This window comes from Phycisphaerales bacterium (assembly GCA_040221175.1).
Lineage (GTDB): Bacteria > Planctomycetota > Phycisphaerae > Phycisphaerales > UBA1924 > JAHCJI01.
This window is the reverse complement of the sequence record JAVJVK010000004.1, coordinates 477881-493829: the sequence shown is the minus strand read 5'-3', so window position 1 is coordinate 493829 and position 15949 is coordinate 477881. Positions and strand designations below refer to the sequence as shown.

15 protein-coding genes and 1 tRNA gene are annotated in these 15949 nt (G+C 65.8%); 6 read left to right on the top strand and 10 right to left on the bottom strand.

Annotated features, from left to right (window positions below):
* Position 1 precedes the first annotated feature (1 nt).
* Both RIE32_04350 and RIE32_04345 read right to left on the bottom strand, forming a co-directional pair.
* Positions 2 to 74, bottom strand: a tRNA-Ile gene (locus RIE32_04350).
* Positions 75 to 102: 28 nt separating this feature from the next.
* Positions 103 to 594, bottom strand: coding sequence for a redoxin domain-containing protein (locus RIE32_04345; protein MEQ9095472.1), 492 nt, complete (start codon positions 592 to 594; stop codon positions 103 to 105).
* Between the two features lie 82 nt (positions 595 to 676).
* On the opposite strand from RIE32_04345, the gene RIE32_04340 reads away from it, so the two are divergent.
* The gene (locus tag RIE32_04340; protein MEQ9095471.1) at positions 677 to 1483 is read left to right on the top strand and encodes a YggS family pyridoxal phosphate-dependent enzyme; all 807 of its coding nucleotides are present in this window, start codon (positions 677 to 679) and stop codon (positions 1481 to 1483) included.
* A gap of 24 nt (positions 1484 to 1507) precedes the next feature.
* Here RIE32_04340 and RIE32_04335 read toward each other — a convergent pair whose 3' ends face one another.
* Positions 1508 to 2227 carry a peptidoglycan recognition family protein gene (locus RIE32_04335; protein ID MEQ9095470.1) on the bottom strand — a complete coding sequence of 240 codons (720 nt, stop codon included), beginning with the start codon at positions 2225 to 2227 and terminating at the stop codon, positions 1508 to 1510.
* A 162-nt stretch (positions 2228 to 2389) separates the two neighbouring features.
* Here RIE32_04335 and RIE32_04330 point away from each other — a divergent pair, with 162 nt between their 5' ends.
* Positions 2390 to 3238 carry a DUF481 domain-containing protein gene (locus RIE32_04330; protein ID MEQ9095469.1) on the top strand — a complete coding sequence of 283 codons (849 nt, stop codon included), beginning with the start codon at positions 2390 to 2392 and terminating at the stop codon, positions 3236 to 3238.
* Between the two features lie 30 nt (positions 3239 to 3268).
* Complete coding sequence (locus RIE32_04325) at positions 3269 to 4204, top strand: mechanosensitive ion channel family protein (protein MEQ9095468.1); 936 nt, start codon at positions 3269 to 3271, stop codon at positions 4202 to 4204.
* Positions 4205 to 4218: 14 nt separating this feature from the next.
* Here RIE32_04325 and asnB read toward each other — a convergent pair whose 3' ends face one another.
* Together asnB and RIE32_04315 are read right to left on the bottom strand one after the other, a co-directional pair.
* Positions 4219 to 6186, bottom strand: coding sequence for an asparagine synthase (glutamine-hydrolyzing) (gene asnB / locus RIE32_04320; GenBank protein ID MEQ9095467.1), 1968 nt, complete (start codon positions 6184 to 6186; stop codon positions 4219 to 4221).
* 116 nt (positions 6187 to 6302) lie between these two features.
* A complete protein-coding gene (locus tag RIE32_04315) occupies positions 6303 to 6893 on the bottom strand; it encodes a hypothetical protein (protein MEQ9095466.1) in 591 nt (196 codons plus the stop codon).
* 404 nt (positions 6894 to 7297) lie between these two features.
* Between RIE32_04315 and RIE32_04310 the strand changes: the two genes are divergently transcribed.
* Entirely contained in the window at positions 7298 to 10789 is a 3492-nt protein-coding gene (locus RIE32_04310; GenBank protein MEQ9095465.1) for a PAS domain-containing protein, read from the top strand.
* A gap of 8 nt (positions 10790 to 10797) precedes the next feature.
* Here RIE32_04310 and RIE32_04305 read toward each other — a convergent pair whose 3' ends face one another.
* From RIE32_04305 to RIE32_04290, 4 genes are read right to left on the bottom strand one after another with little or no spacing between them, the layout of a single operon-like run.
* Positions 10798 to 11217, bottom strand: coding sequence for a rhodanese-like domain-containing protein (locus RIE32_04305; protein ID MEQ9095464.1), 420 nt, complete (start codon positions 11215 to 11217; stop codon positions 10798 to 10800).
* Positions 11214 to 11807, bottom strand: a complete 594-nt coding sequence (locus tag RIE32_04300) for a hypothetical protein (protein MEQ9095463.1) — start codon at positions 11805 to 11807, stop codon at positions 11214 to 11216. Before RIE32_04300 ends, RIE32_04305 begins: the two co-directional genes overlap by 4 nt.
* Before the next feature lie 37 nt (positions 11808 to 11844).
* The gene (locus RIE32_04295; protein MEQ9095462.1) at positions 11845 to 12492 is read right to left on the bottom strand and encodes a RecX family transcriptional regulator; all 648 of its coding nucleotides are present in this window, start codon (positions 12490 to 12492) and stop codon (positions 11845 to 11847) included.
* Positions 12493 to 12513: 21 nt separating this feature from the next.
* Positions 12514 to 12822, bottom strand: a complete 309-nt coding sequence (locus tag RIE32_04290; protein ID MEQ9095461.1) for a tetratricopeptide repeat protein — start codon at positions 12820 to 12822, stop codon at positions 12514 to 12516.
* 110 nt (positions 12823 to 12932) lie between these two features.
* Here RIE32_04290 and RIE32_04285 point away from each other — a divergent pair, with 110 nt between their 5' ends.
* On the top strand, positions 12933 to 13787 hold the full coding sequence (locus RIE32_04285) for a 3-hydroxybutyryl-CoA dehydrogenase (GenBank protein ID MEQ9095460.1): 855 nt from the start codon (positions 12933 to 12935) through the stop codon (positions 13785 to 13787).
* A 12-nt stretch (positions 13788 to 13799) separates the two neighbouring features.
* On the opposite strand, the gene RIE32_04280 is transcribed toward RIE32_04285, so the two are convergent.
* Positions 13800 to 14690 carry a TerC family protein gene (locus tag RIE32_04280; protein MEQ9095459.1) on the bottom strand — a complete coding sequence of 297 codons (891 nt, stop codon included), beginning with the start codon at positions 14688 to 14690 and terminating at the stop codon, positions 13800 to 13802.
* A 390-nt stretch (positions 14691 to 15080) separates the two neighbouring features.
* On the opposite strand from RIE32_04280, the gene RIE32_04275 reads away from it, so the two are divergent.
* Positions 15081 to 15938, top strand: a complete 858-nt coding sequence (locus RIE32_04275; protein MEQ9095458.1) for a hypothetical protein — start codon at positions 15081 to 15083, stop codon at positions 15936 to 15938.
* The last annotated feature ends 11 nt before the right edge of the window (positions 15939 to 15949 follow it).

The window sequence follows — 15949 nt, the reverse complement described above, 5'->3', positions numbered from 1 at the left end:
ATAGCCCCGCCCGGATTCGAACCGGGGACCGAGCGATTATGAGTCGCCTGCTCTAACCGCTGAGCTACGGGGCTGTGGCGAGGGCTTGCGAGATTCGTCGGTTCAAGCGAGCTGCGCGAGCAAGTCGTCGAGATTCATCGCGTCCTTGATCTCGCGCTGCTGGACCCACCGCACGACCGGGGCGCCATCGTCGTTTCGGCCTACGAGGACGGTGCCACGGCTGGAGACGTTGAGGTCGGGCCAGTAGAAGCCGTAGGCCTTCGAGACCGCCCGGTGCATGTCGGCGACGAGGGTCTGCTTCAGGCCCATGGCGTCGGCCCACGCCTTGTGGGTGAAGAAGCTGTCGCACGAGACGCCCACGACCTGGACGCCCTTGTCCTTCCAGCGATCGAACTCGTCGTTGACGCACTGCATCTCGGTCGAGCAGACCGGGCTGAAGTCCATTGGGTAGAAACACAAGGCCACGTCGCCCTGCTTCAAGGCTTCCGAGAGCGTCCACTCGTTGCGGTCCTGGTCGAGCAGGGTGAAGTCTGGCGCGACGTCGCCAGCGGCGATCGGCTCGTGTCGGGCGGGCAGGGTGGTCGTTGCGGGCATGCTTCAAGGCTCCGAGAGGGAATCCAGGAAATCGGGTCGATCGAGTGGACGCGCCTTGGCGGGGCGGCGCATATGCTAGGACATGCCGACCGCAGGACCCGCAACGGAAGAGGGTGACCTCCTCCACCGATACGCCTCGGTGCGAGAACGCGTCGAACGTGCCGCGGCCAAGTCCGGTCGTCGCGGCCAGCAGGTGCTGCTGGTCGCCGTGACCAAGTACGCCGAGCCGGATCAGATCCTCCAATTGGTGCAGGCCGGTCACCGGGATTTTGGCGAGAACCGCGTCCAGCAGCTGCTCCAGCGTGCCCCGATGCTCGAAGAGCAGGCCTCGCGGATGCGTTCGATGGGCGCGGCCCTTGGGGGAGACCCGGCATCGAAGCACGAGCCTATCCGCTGGCACATGATCGGGCAGATGCAGCGCAACAAGGCACGGCAGGTTGCCGATGTCTGCCGACTGATCCACAGCGTCGACAGCTTGCGCGTCGCAGAGGAGTTGCAGGAGGTGGGGCTGAAGCGTGACCGCCCCGTCGAGATCCTGCTGCAGGTCAACTGCTCGGGCGAAGCCGGGAAGGCCGGCTGCCCTTCGCCGGCCGTGCTCCACGTCGTCGAGCAGATCCACTCGATGATCCACCTCCACCTGCGCGGCCTGATGACCATGGCACCCGATGGAGACAAGCCCGAAGACAGCCGACCGACCTTCGCGCGGTGTCGTGAATTGTTTGAGGATGTTGTCAGCGAGGGATTGGTCGGCAAGGACTTCAACATCCTGTCTATGGGGATGTCCGGCGACTACGAGGTCGCAATCGAAGAAGGCGCTAACCTCGTACGGGTCGGGAGCGCCATCTTCAGCGAGCCATCGGAAGCGGATGCGTCCGAATCGGCTGAGTAAGGATCAAACAATACTCGAGGCGAATTAGGCGAAGCCGGCGATGCGGCGATTACGTGCGATATCGATCTGCTGCTGCAGGCTGTCGCCCGGGCACGCGGTGGTGGCCAACTCGCGGTGCGTACTGATTCGTGCGGCGGGCACTCGGTAGCGGGCACTCTCGCTGCGCACGAGCGATTGCAGCGACGCGAGCGCTGCGCTCGTGGGGCGCTCGTGCATGAAGTTGCCCATCATCATGATGCCCAGGTTGTGCTCGTTCCAGTCGCGCACGTGGGCGCCCTGCAACTGCACGGGCCTGGCGGCCCAGATGGTCCCGGTCGGATCGATGACGTAATGGTACCCGATGTCTGCCCAGCCATTGCCCACGTGGGCGCGCTGGATGTCAGCCAACCGCTGGCGAGCCTCGCCCGCCGACCGGAAACCCGCGGCGTCCATTGCATCGTGGTGGATGGTGATTCGTTCGACCCGTCCCATGCGATTGGCCAGCGCCAGCGTGGGCTGGGTACCGGTCCATGCGCTGCGGGGCATAACGCGGGGCGCGCCGGTAGGCGCTGGCATCTCGATGGGACGCGTCGCGCCCTCGGGCGGAGGGTACACGCCGCTGGTGAGGCGACGGCTTGTGGGCCAGACGGGCGAGGGCGGGCCCGATACGCGGGTCCGCGAGGGCGCACAGCCCGCCAGGGCGAGGGCGCCCAGCGCCAGACCGCCCGAAATGACTTGGCGCCGTGTGGGAGCGTGGTCGGCCATAGGACAAGTGTATCGGAATAGAGCCCCGTTCGCATCGAGAGATTCATTCTCGACGGGTCGCCCAACCGGTGATAAAGTCGGCGTCTAAAAATCTACTCAGTCGGCGGGGGACAACCGGTTCTTCCTGGTGGAAACGGTCAACGCTGGCTCAGGAGGAACCCCATGCGTGATTCAAACAAAGTCCGTATTGCTGGCTGCCTGCTGGTCGCCATGACCGCGACCGCGGCGTTTGGCAGCGAGTTTGGCCTGCCCGTTGTGGAGCTCCCGTATCAGGACGAAGGCGAGGACGCTGCCGTCGAGGGCGTCGAAGATTCCTCCGAACCCACGAGCTTTTGGACCGGGTGGACCCGGTCTGTGGAACTGGGCCTGACCGGCTCAAGCGGAAACTCCGAGTCGTTCGACTTGCGGGCGGTCTTTGAGACCCAGCGCGAGACCGACGAGCTGCGCACCATGTTTCGGGCGCGATACTTGTACGGCGAGGACGATGGGACCGCCTCGGAGAACGAGGGCCGCGCCCGCTTCGAGAACGACTGGAAGTACCCCGGCGAGCGTTACTTCACGTTCGTGCTGGGCATCTACGAGTACGACCAGTTCGAGGACTGGGACACGCGTCTGCAACTCTTCGGCGGTCTGGGGTACGAGTTCCTGAAGGAGCGAGCCCTTCTGGACGGCGGGCAGGACCGGGCGACCCTCACGGGCCGGATCGGTGCTGGTGCGACGCGTGAGTTTGGCGGAACGGACGACAAGTGGCATCCCGAAGCCCTGCTGGGTCTGGACTTCCTCTGGGAGATCAACGAGCGGAACACGTTCGCCGCGGGTACGGAGGTCTTCCCGGCCCTTGACGACTTTGGCGAGCTGCGTGCGGTGAGCTACGCGTCCTATGACGTCCTGCTTTCTGAAGACGCCGACTTGCGTTTGCGCATGGGCGTGGAGCACGAGTACGACTCTGACTCTGGCGATTCGAAGGAAAACGACGTCAACTACTTCGTGACCATTCTGGCGACGTTCTAGTCGCTTCATTTACCGTGGGAGAACACGATCATGCGATGGCAAGATGAAGGGGCCGACGTGGCCGCTCAGGGCGATGCAACGCCTCCGCCGACCGAACTCCAGCAGGCCGCATCGGGCCTGTGGGAGAAGCTCAGCAGCGGTCAGGTCGATCAGGTGACGATGGCCGAAGTGTGGACGGTGCTGCAGCCCATCGTGGTTGCGATCGTTCTGATCATTATCGTTCTGCTCGTGGCCAAGTGGGCCAAGAGCCTGACGGTCAAGGCGATCACCAAGGCCCGCGTCGAGATTACGCTGGCCAAGTTCTTCGGGAACCTGGTGAAGTGGGCCATCATGGTGATGGGCGCCGTCACCATCCTCCAGACCTTCGGGGTGGAGGCGACCAGCTTCGCGGCCGTGCTTGCGGCTCTCGGCTTTGCGATCGGTCTGGCGATGTCCGGTACGCTGGGCAACGTCGCCGCCGGCGTCATGCTGCTGGTGTTCCGGCCCTATCGAGTGGGGGACGTCATCAACGTCAACGGCGTGACGGCGAAGGTCGACGAGATCGAGCTGTTCACGACCACGTTCGACACGCCCGACAAGCGGCGCATCATCATGCCCAACAGCTCGATCTTCGGCAGCACGATCGAGAACATCTCGCACCACGCGACACGCCGCGTGGACGTGGCCGTTGGTACGGCGTATGACGCCGACATCGACCAGGCCCGCGCCACGCTGATGGAGGCGGCTCGCAACGTCGAGGGGCGCCTGCCCGACGAAGAGCCTGTGGTCTACCTTGGCGGGCTGGGCGATTCATCGATCGACTGGTCGGTGCGCGTGTGGGTGAACGCGGCCGACTTCTGGGCCGTGAAGGAGCGCCTGACGCGCGACGTGAAGTATGCGCTCGATAAGGCGAACATTGGGATTCCCTTCCCGCAGCGCGACCTCCACGTGCCCGGCGCCATCAAGGTCACCCTCGACAAGGGCTGAGCCGGCACGACAACTCAGGATTCATCCGATGGCTCGACGGGTCGCAACCCGTCGAGCCATCTTGCCCAGATGCTGAGCACCAGCAGCATGTACAGCCGCTGCGAGTGGTCGCGCCCGTGCCAGGGGTTGATCGACTTCTCTCCCGCGGCGTCGTGCTCGCGCAGCATCTGACGCACGAAGCCCATGTTGATGTCGACGCCCGCTCCGGCAAGCCCGGGAAACGGGTCGGCCGACTCGAGGTGGTCGTAGAGCAGTTGCCGCAGCCCGCCGTAGTCGTCGCGGAACCACTGGCCGATGGGGATGGCGAAGCCCTGCTTGGGACGGTCGACGATGTGGTCGGGGAGGTACTTGCGGGCGACTCGCTTGAGGAGGCCTTTGCGCTCGTTGTTGGGCATGAGGACTTCCAGCGGCGTACGTAACGCGGCCTCGACGAGCTCGCGTGCGAGGAACGGCGCGCGGACTTCGAGCGCGACGGACATGGAGGCGGTGTCGGTCTTGCGGAGGAGGTCATCGGGGAGGTAGTAGGCAAAATCGCGTGTGAGAGGGTCGCTGCCGCCGATGGAGCCTGGATAGTGGAGGTTGAGCACCGCGTCGCGGCCGAGCAGTCGGCGGAGGTCAGGAGTCTGGAAAATAGCCAACAACTCGTCGTAGCCGCAATGACGAGCGGCGTTCAAGAGCCTTGCTAGATACGCGTTCTTCCCTTTCGACGCACGTTGACCAATCAAATGCGCAGGGATGCATCGCAATATTTTCCGGTGTCGTTTGAGCATTGGTGCGATCTGGTGGCGTCGGTATCCACCAAAGAGTTCATCGCCGCCATCGCCGCTTAACGCGACACGCACATGTTCGCGTGCAGCTCGGCATAGCCAGTAGGTCGGCAAGAGTGAGCTATCGCCCAGCGGCAAGCCCAGCCGTTGGACCAGGCCGACGAGATCGTCGGCCGGGTTTGCTTCACAATCCAACGCCGTGTGGTTCGTACCGAGTGTTCGTGCGGTTTCGGCTGCCGCTTCGGATTCATCGATCCCCGGGTCCGGCATCCGGAGCGTAAACGTGTGCAGTTCGTCGATGTGCTTTTTAGCGATCGCGGCTAGCAACCCAGAGTCGATCCCCCCTGAGAGGAACACACCGAGCGGGACGTCCGCTTCCAGGCGTTCGGAAACCGATCGTTCGAGCATCTCCTGTACCGCGACATGATGTGAGAATGCGTACCCGAGCCCGCCGCGAACGGGGCGGCTCCAGCGGCGGTCACGTTGGTCGTCCGGGCTGCGCGACCCCCGTGATTCGGCGCCTTTTGATGGGCCGTCACCGTGAAGCCGCCACACCCCTTCGAATGTCTTACGTGTCGAGGTGGGGTTGAGATAGTGAAAGCCGAATGGCACCCAAGCAAGGAGGAAGCGGATGGGTTGGGTGTTTTCCGAGTCGTCTTGAGCCGTCCAGCGTTCGATTGGCGGGGCCGATGACGCGTATAGCACAATGCGATCGCGGGGGGCGCGTGCAGAAAAAAGTGGCTTTTCACCCGCCAGGTCTCGGGCGGCGGCCAGCTGGCCGGTAGTGCGGTCCCACGCTAGAAGTGCGTACATGCCATCGACGCGATCTTGTGTGAGCAAGCCCCACCTCCGCCACCCATGCACCAGCACCTCCGTATCCGAGTGGTCCGTCTCGAACCACGCCCCCTGCTGCGTCAGCTCCGTCCGCAGCTCGTGCTGGTTGTAGATGCAGCCATTGAAGACGACGGCGACCAGCGGCTTGTCGGGGCATAGCTCGTGGGCCAGCTTGGGTTCTTCACCGGGCTGGTAGGTCAGGTCGGGGCGGAGGCGCTCGCCGTCGTGGACCATGGGCTGGTGGCCGCCCTCGTGGTCGAGGATGCTCAGGCGGCGGTGGACGAACGCGACGTCGACGACGCTGCCATCGGGGCGGATGGCGCGATCGCGGAAGCGGCCCTGGCCGTCGGGGCCGCGGTGCTTAATGCCCTCGTCGAGCACGTCGAGCCACGCCTCGGGGATGGCCTCGAGGGGGTGGGGTGGCTCGTGCCCCGGTTCATGGATTCGCAATACGCCGGCGATGCCGCACATGGTGGGGGTTGTAGGCCTTGGCTGCCCTAGACGGCCTCACGCTCTCGTTCGGCCGACTTCTTCATGGGTTTTGGCGCGGCGGGGTCGGGCGGAGCGGTTGCCTCGGCGAAGTGGTGGTCGCCCTTGAACGTGCCCGTCCAGATGCCGCTGATGGTGTGCAGCGTACGGGTGACCAGGATGGCCGTCACGAAGCTGTAGACGAATGCCCACGAGGCCGAGACGCCGCCAAACCGCTGAAGGCCGTACATCATGCCCATGGAGACGGCGGCAAAGACCGGCACCAGGATCATGCGTTCGGCCTGCACTCGGCCGGCGTCCATCAGGAAGTTCTTGCGGTGGGCGGGCCGCTCGGGCTTGGGGCCCTTGCCGTGGACGGCGGAGGGCTTCCAGTGGTTGGCGACCCAGTGCAGGCCGAAGTAGGCCGCCACGTCCAGGACGGTGTCCAGGCCGTAGGCGATGAGGGTAATGAGGAGCTTCTGGTCCTTTCCCAGCCAGTCGGAGATGAGCATGATGGGAAACTTGGCCAGCGCAATGGCGATCAGCCCCGCCAGCACGAGATTGAGGTTGATGTTCAGGAGCCGGCTGCGCTGGTAGAAGCGCATGAGCTGACGAGGCATCCGGGCATGATAGGGGCCGCCATGGGCCCGTCCCGCGGCTGCCAGGCCGCCCGGCAGCATCGCTTGGGCGGGGGAAAGGTCCGCTTCAGGCCGGAGACGATTCGTCCGATTCTGCGAGTAGGCAGGGTGATGACGGCTCGTGTTATCGGGCCCAGGAATTGTTTGGCCGCCGTGGAGTCGTGCTCGTGCGTTTGCAGCCGTTTCCATCTGAAGCCCGCCGGTCTGGTGTTCGCGCACCGTGGGGCGCCGCATGGCTGCTGGTTGCCCTTTGCGGCACGGCGGCCGCGGGCTGGGCAGCGGGATCGCTCTGGAGTGGCCTCGCTTCGGCGGCGGCCGGCGCAGCGTGCGCTGGGCCTTGGGCGCTGCGCCGGCGGCGACCCGCGGCGATCAACGCGCCGGCGGACATGCCCGAGCTGCTGTACGGCCTGGCCCAGCGAACGCCCAACGCCATCATCATCACCGACGCGCAGCGGCGGACGCTCTGGGTCAACAGCGGATTCACGCGAATCACCGGGTACACGCTCGAGGACATGGCCGGTCGCGTGCCGGGCCATGTGCTCTTCAGCGAGAAGACCGACCCGCGGACGATCCAGGCGATGTTCGAGCGGCTGTCGAGTGGTCGGGCGTTCCAGGGCGAGTTGCTCAATCGAACCAAGGACGGTCGCGACTACTGGGTGTTCGTCGACATGCAGCCGCGGCACGATGATCGGGGCAACCTAGTCGGGTTCGTCGCCGTCGAAACAGATATTTCCGAGCGGAAGCTCTCGCAACTGGAGCACGAGTGCGTGCTGGCCGAACTGGCCGGCTTCTTCGAGAGTTCGGCCGAACTCCTGTGCATCACCGACGCGAATGGCACGATCACCAAGATGAATGATGCGTGGGCCCGGATCCTGGGAGTCAACATCGAATCGATGCTCAACCGATCACTGCTCGACCTGGTTCATCCCGCCGATGTCGACCGGACGCGGCGATGCCTGGAATCTCTGGAGGACGATGGCAGTGCTACGGTGTTCGCGAATCGCTGCCGAGTCGGAGAAGAGCCGTGGCGGACGCTCGAATGGCGTGCGAGTCGGCGGGGCGATCGCGTCTACGCCGCTGCCCGCGATCTGACCGAGCATCATCGCATGGAGCGGTTGCTGCTCGAGCAGGCCGAGCGAACAGAACTGGCCCTGAGTGTTGGTCGACTGGGCACCTGGGAATGGGACGTCCAGAGTGGGGCGCTCTCGCTAGACGATCAGTGGACCCGCGATTTCATCGAACCGGCGGGTGACGCTGAACACGTTACTCGCTGGTCCAGCCGGGTGCATCGCGAAGACGTCGTCCCAACGCTTCGTAGGCTGTCGATGCACCTGCGGGGACACGGGCCGTTCGAAGACGTGGTGTTCCGGATGCGTCAGTACGGCGGGGGATGGCGGTGGATCCGCGCCAGCGGGCGTGTCGTGGAGTTCGATGCCCGGGGCAAACCGCTGCGCATGGTGGGCACGCATGCGGACGTGACCGATCAGGAATCGGCTCAGTTGCGGCTTCGTGAGGCGAACGAGAAGATGGACCTTGCCCTCCAAGCCGGCCGCATGGGCCTGTGGATGTGGGACCTGGATACGGGGCGTTTCAGTTTCGACGAGCGTTGGTGTGCGATGATGGGTGAGCGGGCCGGTGACCTCCTCGATGACGCGACGACCCTGCTCACCCGGGTGCATCCGATCGACATCGTGTCCCTGGAAACCGCCATCGAGCGTCACTCGAACGGTGCGTCGCCGCACGTGGATACCCAATTCCGCGTCCGCCATCGCGACGGCGCCTGGCGTTGGGTGCGGATGTTCGGCAAGGCAACGCACGCGATGGGACGCCAGCAGGTGCACCGGCTCGTTGGTATCCAGATGGACGTGCACGATCAGGTCGAGGCGCAGAACGAACTGGCACGCCGGGAGATGGTGCTGGCCAACACGGTCCGGATCACTGCGATCGGAGGCTGGGAGTACGACGTCGCGACCGAGCGTCTGTACTGGTCGGATCAGGTCTGCGCCATCCACGAGGTGCCTGGCACGTATGTGCCCACGCTGGAGCGCGCCGTTGACTTCTACGAAGAGCCCTCCCGTTCGGAGATCATCGATGCCGTCCAGCGAGGCATGGAGCATGGCGAGTCCTGGGACCTGGAGTGCCGATTCGTGACGGCAAAGGGACTTCGTCGTTGGGTTCGAGCCGTGGGGGAGCCGGTTTACCAGGATGGGCGTGTCGTACGGCTCGTCGGCGCCTTCCAGGACGTCACCGAAGAACGTGCCCAGCGGGACGCGCTGGAGTCATCGAATCGAGCGCTCGAAGTTGCCCAATCGATCGCCCGAATGGGAAGCTGGAGCTACGACGCGCGAAGCGAGGGCGTCACGTGGTCGCGTCAGCTCTTCGAACTCTTCGAGCTGGATCCTGAATTGGTCGTGCCGACGAGCGAGGTCGCAATCGGCTGCTACCGGTCCGAAGACGCCGAGCGACTGCGAATCGCTATCGAGCGGGCCAAGGAGCAGGGGACCCCTTACGCGCTCACGCTGGAGCGAAACAACCCCACGAACGGCGTTCGATACGTCGCCGTCGAAGGTCGGGCCAGGTGCGATGCAGAAGGCCGTGTGACGGGCTTGTTCGGTACCGCTCGGGACGTCACGGCAGAGGTTGAGCGCGAAGCCGAGCTACATGAAGCGAAGCTCCGAGCCGAGGATGCAAATCGCAGCAAGACGGAGTTCCTGGCCAACATGAGCCACGAAATCCGTACGCCGATGACGGCCATCCTTGGCTACGCCGAATTGCTCGATGATCCGTCACTCCCCGCCCAGGATCGAGCAGCCTACCTCGATACGATCAAGCGCAACGGCGAGCACCTGCTGACCATCCTCAACGACATCCTCGACGTGTCCAAGATCGAGTCAGGTCGGATGGGTGTCGAATGCATCGATGCAAGTCCGGTGCAGATTCTGCGGAGCGTGGGACAACTCATGAGCGTCAATGCCCGATCGAAGGCCATCGACTTCAGCATGCGTTGCATGACGCCGATTCCCGAAACCGTTCGGACTGACCCGACCCGGTTGCGGCAGATCCTCGTGAACCTGGTCGGAAACGCACTCAAGTTCACCTCGGAAGGTCGCGTGCGTGTCTCGATGAGTTTCGAGCAAGCTTCCGATGGCGGGGTGTTGCACATCGCCGTCGAGGATACCGGCATCGGTATGACGCCGGAACAGTTGGATCGTGTCTTCTCGGCCTTTACGCAAGCCGACGCCTCGATGACGCGCCGCTTCGGTGGCACGGGCCTGGGCCTGCTCATCAGCAAGCGGCTCGCCGAGATGCTGCATGGCGACATCTCGGTCGAGAGTGAAACGGGCCGGGGCAGCACGTTCACGCTCTCGATCCGGGTCGAGGCGCCGGACGACGTGCATGCGATCCCGGCGGGGCCAATCGAACTGCACAAGCGAGCCGATGCGGATCCAACCAAACGTCAGGGACCGCTGGCTGGCGTGCGTGTGCTGCTGATCGAGGACGGGCCGGACAACCTCCGGCTCATCCAGACCCACCTTGCCCGTGCCGGCGCGTCTGTCTATACGGCCCGAGACGGCGTGGAGGGGGTCGAACTGCTTACCTCGAGCAAGGGCGGCCAACAGTCGCTTCGCACGCCGCTGCCGGTAGACGTCATCGTGACCGACATGCAGATGCCGAGGATGGATGGATATGCAGTGGCGCGGTTGCTTCGCAGGCTGGGATGCGATCTGCCCATCGTTGCGTTGACGGCTCACGCCATGCGTGGCGACCGCGAGCGATGCATTGACGCGGGGTGCGACGCCTACCTTGAGAAGCCGGTCGATCGTGAGCGCCTTGTCGCGACCATCAACCAGTCTCGCGCGGCGCGCGAAGCGGCGTAGGAAGACAATCAATCAACCCGCGTGCAGTGGGCTCCGTCGCGAGTGTATCGAGGCACCGACGGATCGATTGCCAGGGACCAGTTCTCGATGCCGCCGGCAATCGAAAGCGCATTTTCGAAGCCGCAGCTGCGCAGCGCCAGCGCAGCCTTGATCGACCGCACGCCGTGGTGGCAGAGCGTGAGGATGGGCCGGCCATCGGCCGCATCTTCGATATCGTCCAGGTGCTCGTTCAATTCGTGGAGCGGCGCATGAACTCGTGTATCGACACCGGGAAGCGAAGCAACGTCCAGTTCTTCGTTCAGGCGAACATCGACCAGCAGCGCTTCGCCGTTGGCGATCATCTCGGCGGCGCGTCGGGGCGCGATTTCGTAACTGGGCTTGAACGGATAGCCCGCTGGCAGGCCCTGATCGTCGAACGAGCCGCTCACAACTGCCGCGCCTCGGCCGGTCGCGAGATGACCATGCCGCCGGTCTGACCAATGGGCCGGCCCGTGGCGGGCAGTTGGTCGTCCCACGCCTCGGGCGCACGGATGTAGCTGGTGTCGGGCGAGGCGTCCAGGCGGTTCGGCGGGGTCTGGGTGAACATCCGCACCGGGATCATGACCAGGTCACAGGCCTGCAGGAACGGCTCGTAAGCCAGGCTCTTGAGCTGGTGGGCATTGCTGCTGCCGTACTGGCGAACGCTGAGCAGCGTGGGAAGCGTGCCGTCGTAACGCCAATCGCCGGTGGTCGGCAGCCGGGCGGGGGCGTAGTGGGGCGGATGCAGGGTCAGGTCGTTGGGCGCCAGAAGCGCGATGGGGGCCCACTGGCTGCGGTCCAGCACGTTGCCCCTGGGGCCGGCGATGGCCGAGTCGGGCGATTGCGCCACGGTCGATTCCTGCGTGAGCGCCGGCAGCGGCGCGACGCCGGCGATCTTGCCGTAGGTCTCTGCCGTCGGACGATGGGCGACGCAGCCGCAAGCGGCGGCGATCGCGAGGGTCGTCACGGACGCGGCGACGATTCGGGGAAGTCTGGGCATGACCCATGCTATTCAGCCCGGGCGGCAGGGGCAGGCCTTAGAACTCGGTCTCGGCCGGCCCGAGCACGCGGTCGACGGCGTCGGCGGTGGTCTCGGCGTCGAAGCCGCGCCGGGCCAGCGCTGCGAACAGGCGCCGCCGCGTGGCATCGGGCGTCAGCGACAGCGACCGGAGCCGGCGCAGTTGCGCCCGGGCCGCCTCGTCGGCGCGGGCGGCTTCCCCCGAACTGGGCGCATGGGCATCCAGCGCCGTCTCGAGCAGGTCGGCGTCCAGTCGGGCGCGCTCCAGGCGATGGCGGATGGCCTCGCGGGCGTGGGGGCGGAGTTCGCCCATGTGCTCGGCCATATCGCGGGCCAGCCGCTGATCATCGACGGCGCCGCTGCGCACCAGCGCCTCGACGGCCTGGTCGGCGGCCTCACGCGGGAATCGCTTCCGCAGGCGCTCGCGCAGCTCGCTGCTGGATCGAGCCCGCACCCGCAGCAGGCGGGCGGCGGCGATGCGGGCGCCCGCCTCGGCCAGCACGCGCCGCACGCGTTCCTGGACCGCCGGCGTCCACGGGTCGCCGCTGACCAGTTGCCCGTCGACCACGGCCGCGTCGTCGAGCGTGGCGTTCTTGTGCTCGGGCGTGACCAGCTTCCAGCGGTTGGGGCCCGTGGGCGTCAGCGAGATGGTCTTGATCTCGGGCACGGCATGCCCCCCGGGTCGCGCTCAGGCAAGCTGGGCCAGGTACGTCTGGAGTTCACCGGCGGCCTTCTGGTTGCCGTCGGCGGTGGCCCGGGCCAAGCCCTGGGTCAGCACCTCGATCGCCCGTTCCTCCTCGCCCTGGGCCTCCAGCGAGCGGGCCATGTGGAAGTACGCGTAGTGCTCGCTCGCGTCGGCCTCGATGCACTTCTCGTAGTAGCCGATGGCCTCTTCGTGGCGGCCGGCCTTGGCGTGCTCCTGGCCCAGCGAATAGAGCACGAAGGTGTCGCCGGGGTCGACCTGGAGCATCGAGCTGAGCTGGGCGATTCGGTCCATGCGGGGCAGCCTCCGATCAGGTGCCAGCCGGCGGGGCGGCCGCTAGTGTTGCCGTCCTTGCCGGGTGCGGTCGCGGCCGGCGTTGTTCGGGTTCTCCAAGGAGTGTACGCATGGCGGTGGACAAGGTTGGCGTGGTCGGAGCGGGTCAGATGGGCGGGGGCATCGCGCAGGTCGCCGCCGTGGCGGGGCTGGACGTCAAGGTCTTCGACGCCTCGGCCGACCAGGTCGAACGGTGCAAGGCCACCCACGCCAAGCTGCTGTCGCGGGCCGTCGAGAAGGGCCGCATGGAGCAGAAGGACGCCGACGCCGCCCTGGGCCGCATCGCCTACGCGACCGACATGGGCGACCTGGCCGACCGCCAGATCGTCATCGAGGCCGTCGTCGAGAACGAGCAAGTCAAGCGTGACATCTTCGCCAAGCTCGACGAGGTGACCGCCAAGGACGCCATCCTGGCCACCAACACCAGCAGCATCTCCATCACCGCCATCGCCGCGGCCACCAAGCGCCCCGAGAAGGTCATCGGCATGCACTTCTTCTATCCGGTCCCGGTCATGGGGCTGGTGGAGGTCATCAACGGTCTGGCGACCGACCAGGGCGTGACCGACACGGTACTGAAACTCTCCGAAAAGATGGGCAAGACCGCCGTGCCCGCCAACGACCGCGCGGGCTTTGTTTCGAACCGAATCCTTATGCCCATGATCAACGAGGCCTTCTACGCCTGGATGGAGGGCGTGGCCGAGCCGCAGCACATCGACGAGATCATGAAGCTGGGCATGAACCACCCGATGGGCCCGCTGCGACTGGCGGACTTCATCGGCCTGGACACCTGCGCCCACATCATGAACGTGCTGGCCGACGGCCTGCACAGCGAGCGTTACCGCCCATGCCCCAAGCTCGAGCAGCTCGTGACGGCCGGGCGATTGGGCAACAAGACCGGCCGCGGCGTGTTCGACTACTCGAAGTAGCCCGCGGCCGTCTCACGCGGGCATCTCGGTTTCGCTCGCTGCCTCGGGCAGGTTCTTCCTGGCCTTGCGATGCCCGGCCTTCATGTTGATGACCTCGACGATCAGCGCGAAGGCCATGGCGAAGTAGATGTAGCCCCTTGGCAAATGCTGGCCGGCGCCCTCGGCCACCAGCAGCACGCCGATCAGCACCAGGAAGGCCAGCGCCAGGGTCTTCATCGTCGGGTGCTTCTGCACGAAGCGGGCGATGGGGCCGGCGAAGGCGATCATCACACCGATGGCGATGACGACGGCCGTCGCCATGATGGCGTAGTTGCTGGTCATGCCAACGGCGGTGATGACCGAGTCGAGCGAGAACACCAGGTCCAGCAGCAGCACCTGCACGAGCACGCTGCCGAAGGTCGCCGCCGCCTGCTTCTTGATGCCCGGCCGGGCGCTGGGATCGTCCTTGTTGGCCCCGCCCTCCTCGACCATGTGGTGCAGTTCCATGGTGGCCTTGGCGATCAGGAACAGCCCCCCGCCCAGCAAAATTAGGCTCTTGCCCGAGAGGGGGATCTCGACCCAGGGGATGGTCCAGAAGGGCTCGTTGAGCTGGATGATCAGGAACGCGAGCGCCAGGAGAATGAGCCGCATCACCATCGCCAGGATGAGGCCCACCGTGCGGGCCCTTGCCCGCTGTTCTTCGGGCAGGCGGTTGGCCAGGATGGCGATGAACACCACGTTGTCGATGCCCAGCACGATCTCGAGGGTCGTCAGCGTCAGCAGGGCGATGAGCCCGGCCGCGCTGAAGAAGGCCACGTCCTTGGGGGTGGTGGGGGTGGGGGCGACGGGGTCGTCGGCCAGCAGGGACAGCAGGGGTGCGAGCGCGTCCAGGGCCGGCAGCGAAGAGAGGAAGGCGTCGAGCATGGGCGGAGTTTATCGGCCGGCGGGCGCGGACCGGGGCCGAACGTGATGGCGGCTGCTATCTGATAGGGGCTTGATAGGAAAAACAGGCCTGACGATGCCGCCAGTGGGGTTCACGATCCGCGAAGAAGCCCAGAAAGTCTGAGTTTCATATGTGGTGGCGCGAGTTTCATATGTGGTGACGACATCTTCAGGGGTGGTGGCGCGGGTTTGACATGTGGCGGCGCGGTCTTCATGGGTGGTGGCGCGGGTCTCACATGTGGTGGCGGCGTCCTCCCATGTGGCGGCGCGGGTTTCAGGGGTGAGAACGGCGACACCACATATGAAACTCGCGCCACCATATATGAAGCTCGCGTCCCGCGGCGGGGGGCCGCCGCCGAGATAGCATCGGCCATGCGCACAAGACCCATCGCTGCGATAATCCTGGGACTGGCCCTGGTCGCCACCGGCTGCGACACCGGCCCCGATCAGGCGGACGAATCGATCCAGGCCGGCCCCTCGCCCACGCTGGCCGCGCTCGAAACCATGGAGCCCGAGGCGCGAGCCGTGGCCGAGCGGGTCGTCGCATTCGTCGGCGGCGCGGAGGCTATCGACGGCGTCCGGACGATGGAGGTCCGCTTCGAGGGCCAGAGCGATGGCAATCCGATCGAGTTCCACCTCCGGTGGTCGCGATCGGGGCCGGCGTTCTACGACATGGTGCTCGGCCCGGACTCGGGGCAGTTCGGCGTCAACGGCGAACGCTACTGGCGGTCGATGGAGGGCGAGCCGGCCGAGCTCTACGTGATGGATCCCGAACTGGAGTACGGCTGGAACGAGATGGCCGGCCAGGTGCTGGAGTTCACCTCGCTCCCGCTGGCGGTCATCAACCCGACCAACAGCCACGACGATGGCGCGGCCCCGCTCGAGCGGATGCACGATCTGGCGTTCAAGGGCCAGCAGACCGCCGTGCTCTCGTTTACGGCCGAGCCCGATCCGGATGACCCGATGCACCGCTCCCACTACGACGCGCAGACCGGGCGGCCCGTGGGGCTGACGCAGGGGCTGCCCACCGAGCCGCTGTACATGGCCTTCAGCGACTGGCGCGAGGTCGAGGGCGGCAACGGCCTGAAGATGTTCCACCGTGTCCGGGTCGACGGCTTCTGGCTGGGCGACGAGGTGTTCGACCTCAAAGCCACGCTCGTGCGCGTGAACACGCTGGACGAGGCGGACTTCGACCCGCCCGCCGACGCGGTCCTGCAGACCGACGGCTGAGGCGCGCCCGG